This is a genomic window from Clostridium sp. HV4-5-A1G (assembly GCF_900184915.1).
Taxonomy (GTDB): domain Bacteria; phylum Bacillota; class Clostridia; order Clostridiales; family Clostridiaceae; genus Clostridium_B; species Clostridium_B aromativorans.
The window spans coordinates 1-7,919 of record NZ_FXYI02000169.1 but is presented as its reverse complement, the minus strand read 5'-3'; the positions used below and the strand labels follow the sequence as shown (position 1 = coordinate 7,919).

At 30.4% G+C, this 7,919-nt stretch carries 10 protein-coding genes and 1 pseudogene; 2 read left to right on the top strand and 9 right to left on the bottom strand.

Annotated features, from left to right (window positions below):
* Window positions 1-79: 79 nt before the first annotated feature.
* Both J5G60_RS14885 and J5G60_RS14880 read right to left on the bottom strand, forming a co-directional pair.
* A pseudogene (locus J5G60_RS14885) lies at window positions 80-445 on the bottom strand (sigma factor); the annotation flags it as partial.
* Window positions 446-801: 356 nt separating this feature from the next.
* Complete coding sequence (locus tag J5G60_RS14880) at window positions 802-1,143, bottom strand: winged helix-turn-helix transcriptional regulator (RefSeq protein WP_279237941.1); 342 nt, start codon at window positions 1,141-1,143, stop codon at window positions 802-804.
* A 141-nt stretch (window positions 1,144-1,284) separates the two neighbouring features.
* Between J5G60_RS14880 and J5G60_RS14875 the strand changes: the two genes are divergently transcribed.
* Entirely contained in the window at window positions 1,285-2,097 is an 813-nt protein-coding gene (locus tag J5G60_RS14875; protein WP_150355521.1) for a nitroreductase family protein, read from the top strand.
* Window positions 2,098-2,515: 418 nt separating this feature from the next.
* On the opposite strand, the gene J5G60_RS14870 is transcribed toward J5G60_RS14875, so the two are convergent.
* The 7 genes from J5G60_RS14870 to J5G60_RS14840 all read right to left on the bottom strand — a co-directional run bounded on the left by J5G60_RS14870 (window position 2,516) and on the right by J5G60_RS14840 (window position 7,119).
* Window positions 2,516-2,959, bottom strand: coding sequence for an alpha/beta fold hydrolase (locus J5G60_RS14870; RefSeq protein WP_150355515.1), 444 nt, complete (start codon window positions 2,957-2,959; stop codon window positions 2,516-2,518).
* Window positions 2,960-2,984: 25 nt separating this feature from the next.
* Entirely contained in the window at window positions 2,985-3,245 is a 261-nt protein-coding gene (locus J5G60_RS14865) for a TfoX/Sxy family protein (RefSeq protein WP_150355514.1), read from the bottom strand.
* Between the two features lie 103 nt (window positions 3,246-3,348).
* Window positions 3,349-4,329, bottom strand: a complete 981-nt coding sequence (locus J5G60_RS14860) for a serine hydrolase domain-containing protein (protein WP_150355513.1) — start codon at window positions 4,327-4,329, stop codon at window positions 3,349-3,351.
* Between the two features lie 222 nt (window positions 4,330-4,551).
* Entirely contained in the window at window positions 4,552-5,004 is a 453-nt protein-coding gene (gene def / locus J5G60_RS14855; RefSeq protein WP_150355512.1) for a peptide deformylase, read from the bottom strand.
* Window positions 4,985-5,242, bottom strand: coding sequence for a helix-turn-helix transcriptional regulator (locus J5G60_RS14850; protein ID WP_150355511.1), 258 nt, complete (start codon window positions 5,240-5,242; stop codon window positions 4,985-4,987). The genes def and J5G60_RS14850 overlap by 20 nt, the downstream gene beginning before the upstream one ends.
* Window positions 5,243-5,588: 346 nt before the next feature.
* A complete protein-coding gene (locus tag J5G60_RS14845; protein ID WP_150355510.1) occupies window positions 5,589-6,404 on the bottom strand; it encodes an MBL fold metallo-hydrolase in 816 nt (271 codons plus the stop codon).
* A 232-nt stretch (window positions 6,405-6,636) separates the two neighbouring features.
* Window positions 6,637-7,119: a hypothetical protein gene (locus tag J5G60_RS14840; RefSeq protein WP_150355509.1), complete on the bottom strand. Its 483-nt coding sequence runs from the start codon at window positions 7,117-7,119 to the stop codon at window positions 6,637-6,639.
* Between the two features lie 510 nt (window positions 7,120-7,629).
* Between J5G60_RS14840 and J5G60_RS19240 the strand changes: the two genes are divergently transcribed.
* Window positions 7,630-7,731, top strand: coding sequence for a putative holin-like toxin (locus J5G60_RS19240; RefSeq protein WP_150355508.1), 102 nt, complete (start codon window positions 7,630-7,632; stop codon window positions 7,729-7,731).
* Window positions 7,732-7,919: the final 188 nt, after the last annotated feature.

The following is a 7,919-nucleotide window of genomic DNA, read 5'->3' as shown; positions in this document are numbered from 1 at the left end:
ATGCTTGTTAAAGTTACCATTTTTGATTAAAAACATTTCATTTTCTTTTCATTTTGTTCTTGACATATTACCAAATTCCTTCTAACGTATCTATAGCGTTATATAAATCCAATATCTCTTCTCTATTGTTAAACGACTCATGCTTTTTGGTTCCATCAATATTTTTATCAAAAAATATAAATCTTTTTCTTTTATTTATATAGTTAATAGCACTATTTATAAGTATTCTCATTATCCAGGTATTAAAATATTTTCCTTGCTTCAATTTTTTTATGGATATATAAGCTTTATATACAGTATCATCTAATATCTCTAATGAATCATGTTTATTTTTCGTATAAAAATATGCTGTTTTATATAGAGTCTCCTTGTTCATTTTTATAAGTTCACAAAAAGCATTTTCATCTCTATTTTTTGCTTTAACAACCAACTCCTCAATGTTCATATAATAATCCTCCAAGCAGAATATAATATTATTACCGGTAATACCTTGTCATCTATTAGACATTTGAAATCACATTTCCGTTTTATTTATTTTCTATGGATAATTTTCATGTTACCATCCTCCAAATAAAAAAGAAAAGCATTTATTGATTTTAATATCATCAACAAATACTTTTCTTTTTTATAATATATATTTGAAGTAACAGATAATTCCAGCTGTAGAATTATCCTATTAGACATGCTATAATCTATTAGTACATTATCATTCGATGAATTGTCATTAGATGAAGAATCATCATCCTCATTGCTGTTATCGTCATTTTTATTCTGTTTTCTTAAAATATACAGTAAGTATTATTAAAGACATTGTGATTTATTTGTATTTATATATTCATGTGCCCATTCAGATAGGTTTTCTAAAATTGGAATAAGAGTTTTCCCGGTATAGGTAAGAGAATACTCTACTCTAGGTGGTATTTCATTGTATACAACTCTATTAATAAGTCCATTTTCTTCAAGTGATTTAAGCTGCTGTGTAAGCATTTTTTGTGTTATTTTAGGCATTTTCTTTTTTAATTCTCCAAACCTTAGAGTATTGCTGCTCAAATACCAAAGAATAATTGGCTTCCATTTTCCACCTATTATATTTAAAGTTAATTCCATGGAACATTGGTATTCTGTATTTTTATATTTTATTATTGGGAACACCTCCTTAAATAGTATACAAATGGTTACTATAGCACTTATAAGTGCGTACTTGTTATGTTCTACATTGATGTATATTATTATAATGTAAGTAACTTTCGTATACAAATTTTAAACAAAAATGAGGCGTAGATGGTGAAATTAATTAAGATAAACAAAGAGAAATGTACTAAATGTGGAATTTGTACAAAAGTGTGTCCAACAAAATTTTTACATATGGATGAAAATGGGCCAAGAGAGGTCGTTGAAAAAGTTTGTATCGGTTGTGGACAATGTACTGCAGTGTGCCCTAATAGTGCAATTGATAATATGAAGACTCCTTTAAAAGATCAAGTTAAACTAGAAAAATTTCCTGTAATAAATGAATTAGCAGCTGAAAAATTTCTTAGATCACGCAGATCAATTCGCTGTTATAAAGACATACCTGTAGAAAAAGAAAAGCTTATAAAATTAGTTAATATTGCAAGACTTGCCCCTACGGCAAGTAATAGCCAGGGAATTTCATATATTATTATTAAAAATAAAGAATTGCTTAGAAAATTAACAGAAGCTGTAATGGAGTGGATGGAAGAACAAATAACTAAGTCATCAGGATACTGGAGTTTTTCTGCTCATGTTAAAGATTATAAGGAAAATAAAAACGATGTAATACTACGAGATGCACCTAATTTGATTCTAGGAACTGCTTCTAAAAATTTAAAAAATGGCAGACAAAATACAATTTCACAGTTTACATATATGGAGCTTTTTGCAACCTCTTTAGGACTAGGAAGCTGCTGGGCCGGACTATTTGAAATGTGTGCTTTTGCAGAATATGCACCTCTATTAAATTTGATTAACATTCCCCAAGATAAAGTAGTAACAGGTGTTGTTATGGTTGGATATCCAAAATATAAATTTCAGAGATTAGTTACTAGAAATCCACTAGAAGTTAATTTCATTGAATGATATTTGATTATTTAATGTTAATATTCATACACGTCCACCATCATAAGGATTGGAACATAGAAGATAAAAAAGAACTGCTTTACTTTCTCAAGTTGGGATTTATACTTTATAGCTTATCTTTATCAAATCCATGGCAAATTTTTCTGACTGTACCATGCAATATTCCCCATGATCCATTTGTGATATCATCCGAAATTTTGTATCTGGAAAATTCTTTTTTACATAAGCAATATCTGACTTACGATTTAATTTTTCGTTTTCTCCATACCAATACATTATTTTACATTTGACAGGTAAAGGTATTGTATTCGGCATAGAATAATTATTACAAGAGTCAAAAACATTCCATATTGTTTTTGCACTTATATGCTGAATAAATTCATATATTTAATCTATTGCCTCTTTGCCGTATTTTTCTTCAGAATAAGCTAAAGTAATAGCTTTTCTTGCTACGCTTTGCTATTTCTATTATCAAAAAATCCCTTACAGCAAGCATTCGAGTAATTAAATATGGAAGCTGATATGGTGTAATTCCACCATCAATCACTATATTTCTAATAGTAAGTTTGCTGTCGGACAGCATACGAATTGCAAGACCTCCTCCTGCAGAAAGTCCATATAAAATATCAATGGCTTGATACCCTTTTTGCAACAACCATTCCTCCATTTTTCTGCATACATCCTCAATACTAGTAAAATAACTGTTATTTGTTAGGTCATGACCTGGAAGTGCAGGAATTATAACATGAAAATAATTTTTTAATATTTTTATAGAAGGTTCATACCATTTCCAACTCATACATGCGCCATGAAAAAGAATTAGTATCTTATCATATTCCACTCCAAATTCATATATATTCATACTATATTTTTCCTCCACAAATTTACTATTTATGTTTATGCCAATTATAAAAATCTTTTAGTTCTGCTTTACGTTCCTGTGGTAAAGCTGTTTTCTTAACACCGTGAATTGCACCCTCTAATGCCAACAATCTATGAATACATGCAGAAACATCAATTTCTTGTATTTTCAGCCACGCCTGTTCTGCACCAATATCTTTTAATTCATCATAAGTAAATATGCCTACTTCATTCAACTGCCTTTCAACTTCTTTTCCGATATTAGGCAATTTTGATAATTCTCCCATAATAAAACTTCCTTTCAAATTACTGATTTATGTTATTCAAACTTAAATTGGAATTTGTAGTGTTTCTATTATGCTCATAGTCTCCCCGATAAATTGAGATTCACTATACACAATTCTCAAACATTGGTTCAATATACTCTTTAATAAGTTCTATTCTATCCTTAGCATCTGGCATAAAAAGGGAAGCAATAGAAACTACCATTTTTTTCTTTGTATTGACATAAATCACATTTCCTCCATCTCCCAAAGCTGCATAGATATGTTCTTTATCATCAATAATCCACCACAGATAGCCATACGACAGCTTGCCCCATCGGCTATTTTCCTTTGTACTCTCATCTATCCATTGAGCCGATACAATTTGTTTATCCTTCCATATTCCGCCATCTAAGTACAATTGACCTATTTTTGCCATATCCATAGGGGTCAAGGTAAGACCCCAACTTGCTGGATTTACCCCTTGCGGGTCAACAACCCAACCGCTAACATTTTTATCTTTGAGAAAGGCAAAATGTTCTTCTTTATTATGTAACACCACATTGTGTCCAAAATTAATTCCCAATGGCGAAAATAAATTTTCTGTTGCAAACTCAAGCACTGATTGTTCTGTTGCTTTTACAAGAATGCCCGACAAAATATGTGTTCCTACGATAGGAGAATACCTAAATTCTCCTATCTGCCCCTTACCTCCTAATAAGTCAAGTGCAGCTTTTATCCAGTTATCGCTTGCGAAAAACTTTTCGTATGGTTCTGACTTACATTTATACGGAGCTGTCATAGTCAGCATATTCTTAATCGTAACGCTCTGTATCGTTTTTTCACCTCTTTTAATAGTGTAATCTGGGAAAAAATCCAATACTTTCTGGTCTATACTTTTGATATACCCATTATCTATGGCGATACCAATCAATGCAGAAAAAATACTTTTTGTTACCGATGCTACATGGATGGTGTTAGTAGCAGTATATTCATTAAAGTAGTTTTCATATAATGTTTTACCATTTTTTAGTACAATCATACCCGCAATATTGTTATAGTTACTGTTTATTGTCTTTTCTAACTCTATCATTTTTTCTTGATTCATATGATCTCTTCCTTTACCTAAAGGATAGGTTAATTAAAAAATTTTTTCAACAACTATTTTTAAATAAATCAAGAAAAATAGATTAGCTATATTTCAAACTAATCTGCAACTTCTAGTTTATTGTTCCGTTGGATTATATAAATAACCTTTGGTTTGACGGCTCGGTAAATTACTAATTTATAATACTGGACCTTAGATTTATATTTGTCTGTATAAATGAAATCATCTTATATATTCGGTAACTAAATCTGTAAAAAGGATACCTTCTAAATGATTTATTTCATGGCAGAAACATTTTGCCAAATCTCCTGTACCTTTTAATATAATTTTATCCCCATTTTCGTTTAATGCTTGTACTGTTACTTTTGCAGGTCTATTTAATTTTCCTACTACATTAGGAATACTTAAACATCCCTCTATAACTTCTTGTTCTCCTTCCTGCATGATTATCTCTGGATTAATTAATTTTATGAGTCCCTGCCCCATATCTATTACAACTAATCTCTTCAATATTCCAACTTGTGGAGCTGCTAATCCTGCACCATTTTTTGAATTATACATAGTATCAGCCATATCTTTTAAAATTTGTCTTATTTTATCATCTACTATTTCAACTTTTCTGCTTTTTTTCCTTAGTATTTGATCATCAGAAAGCCTAATTTGTCTTAGTGCCATTTAAACAACACCCCCTGCTTTGTTGTGCTCTCGATTTTCTTTCACTTTCTTCAAAAAGAAAAATATCCTCTATGGATTCATGAAAAACTTTAGAAATATCATATGCTAACCATATGGAAGGTTCATATTTTTCTGTTTCTATAGAATTAATAGCCTGTCTTGATACCCCTATAAGTTCTCCTAATTGCTCTTGAGTTAATCCAAAGGCTTCTCTAAATTTCTTTAATCGATTTTTCATAAATTATCACCTCTGTAATGTTTACCTTACATAACAAATATAACATTCTTTAACACTGATATCAAGTTAACCTTACTTAATAAATAAGCTTATTAACAAAAATAACAGTATTTGGAACATAGAAAGTAAAAAAGAACTTCTTCACTTTCTCAAGGCTAAAAAAATGCTTAGATATACTAAAGATATTTAGACTTGAAAAAACACTATCATCACCATATCATATTTTTCACAGTGACAATAGCGCTTATCTTCTTAGTACTTAAATAAATCTATGCTTGATTTTTAACGCAAAATTTTTATATTATAATTTATACAAAAACATGAATTTGTCGGCTTCATGCTATATTTATAATTTTTGCAGCATCTCATAACTCAATGTACGAAATACCTGACAATAATTTTGGAATCCATCCTGCCCGATGATATAAATATTGGGCATGTAGTCCAATCTTTTTTTTGAATACATAATACGTTCCAATCCATTATCTATAGCTGTATGATTACTTAAAGCCACATCTACTTTTCTACAAATTGCTTCACTTATAAAGTAATCCAATGACTTGAGATATTGTTTCACTTCATTCTTTGTCCATGGTGGTGTCGTTCCTCCCCATAATGCTGCCATGTGAGTTTCTCCTTTTTCTTTTACAGGGAACATGTAGCTTAATCCTCCCGGAGTATGGCCAGGATTACCATAAACATATATCGTCTTATCACCTAATGTTATGGTATCACCATCCTGGATATAAACATTAATTTTGTAATCTTTCCACGTTTCCGGTCTATCAGGTTTTGTGGGATATTCATTCCAAAAAATATCATCTATTTTAGAAAGATAGGTATCAGCATGATATCTTTCAACAAACCATTTCCCGCATCCAGTATGATCAACATGTCCATGTGTCAAAACCAGTTTTTTTATTGCAGCGGGATTCCAGCCAACATCTTCAATGGAATCTATTATTGCCTCAAAAGCTTCTTTTGCCGGCCAAATAGCATCTATTACTATCAGCCCATCACTTGTTTTCAATACAAAACAGTTTGTCTGCTTTTGTGCAACAATTAGCAAATCATCAAAAATCTTAGCATATATGAAAAATGACATATCTTCCATTTCTCTGATTGTTTCTTTTGTAAAAACTGGTCTATTTAATCTATTCATTTAATATACACTCCTCTGTACAGTAATAATTTTATAGTTGCACAGAGGATAAGCGATTTCTTGGATGCATTCGTAAAAATATCTTCACAACTTCACCTTCTCTACAAATTATTATATTTATCTGTATATTACTTTTAAATAATCTTTGTTCGCATTTTGAGAAAATTCCATACTGATTCGCCAGTATATATCATAATTATTAAAAATATAAATTATACTCACCAGTTGGGATCTAATCTTCTAATCCTAAAACTCTGGGCCATAATCCTGTCTCAGCAATAATAAATCCCATAATCATTCCCATATGGCTATGTAAATGTCTATGTTGTGCAAGAATTAATGCAAACCTTGTCCATTCACAGTTTTCAGGCTTTGTAAGAAGTATATCATCTGTTATACTATTAAGATACTGATTTATTTTCTCTTCAATTAATTGAAAATAGTGGTTTAATTCATTTCTTGATAATACTTTATCTGTTTTAACATCCAAATTATTTAAGTCCTTAATATGAAATGACGGTTCCGAATATTTTCTTGGATTTATATACCACATATCCAAGGAATGTAATGTATGGTAAATATGTTTCCATAAAGGCATATCACAATAATTTTTATTCCAATATTCATCAGATACACAATCCATAACATTGTTTATACTCCATAAAGCGCGTTTTGTTTGGTCTTTAATTATCTCAGTATAATTTGTTTCATCCATTAGCCTATACACTCTCCTAAAGAATTATTATAATCTTTGCTCCACAATAATTTACTACTGTAAATTAATTTATAGATAGATTATATCATTATCTTCCGATTCAATCCTACTTCCTTCAAATCCCAGATATTGTCTCCATTTTGAATGTATACAATTATTCCACAGTCTTTCAGTGAAAACTCATCTATTGTCTTTCCTTCTAGCTTGCATATGTTGTTGAAGTATTCCTCAATTTCCTAGAGTACTTCTCTATCTATTTGCGATTTCCTCTTCAGCAGTTTAATATTTTTAATGTTTTGATAATTCTCACGTTCCCATCCTCCAAATATAAAAAATAAAGTATTTATTGACTATACATCAACAAATACTTTTTATAAGATATATCTAAATAGGAAAATAATACCAGATATAGAATTATCTCAACAGTCATGTTATAATTTATTAGTACAATTAAATAGGTTGCATGTGGGCTACTGGTATCACTCATCCCTGTTGAAGGGAGGTGATACAATGAGTAACAGCATTTTAATGTTACTATTTCAAAGTGGTTTGTTCTTAATATCACTATTAACATTAATAGTTTTACTTATAGAAAAAATCTCAAAAAAATAGTAGCCCCTGCGCAAGTGGATACTACTATTTTTATTAAAAAATTTAGTGATACCAGTTGCCTAAGCAACTAGATTGTACACTACAGGATGTTGCCAGCATCCTGTTTTTATTTTCTCTCTTTGTATTTATACTTTCTCTTATACAAATATGACGCTGCCTACGAAGCTAGAATTGTAGATCTCGGTGGT

Coding starts and splice junctions, on each gene's coding strand:
- J5G60_RS14870 (WP_150355515.1), bottom strand. CDS start 2,959: ATGAATATATATGAATTTGGAGTGGAATATGATAAGATACTAATTCTT.
- J5G60_RS14865 (WP_150355514.1), bottom strand. CDS start 3,245: ATGGGAGAATTATCAAAATTGCCTAATATCGGAAAAGAAGTTGAAAGG.
- J5G60_RS14860 (WP_150355513.1), bottom strand. CDS start 4,329: ATGAATCAAGAAAAAATGATAGAGTTAGAAAAGACAATAAACAGTAAC.
- def (WP_150355512.1), bottom strand. CDS start 5,004: ATGGCACTAAGACAAATTAGGCTTTCTGATGATCAAATACTAAGGAAA.
- J5G60_RS14850 (WP_150355511.1), bottom strand. CDS start 5,242: ATGAAAAATCGATTAAAGAAATTTAGAGAAGCCTTTGGATTAACTCAA.
- J5G60_RS14845 (WP_150355510.1), bottom strand. CDS start 6,404: ATGAATAGATTAAATAGACCAGTTTTTACAAAAGAAACAATCAGAGAA.
- J5G60_RS14840 (WP_150355509.1), bottom strand. CDS start 7,119: ATGGATGAAACAAATTATACTGAGATAATTAAAGACCAAACAAAACGC.
- J5G60_RS19240 (WP_150355508.1), top strand. CDS start 7,630: ATGAGTAACAGCATTTTAATGTTACTATTTCAAAGTGGTTTGTTCTTA.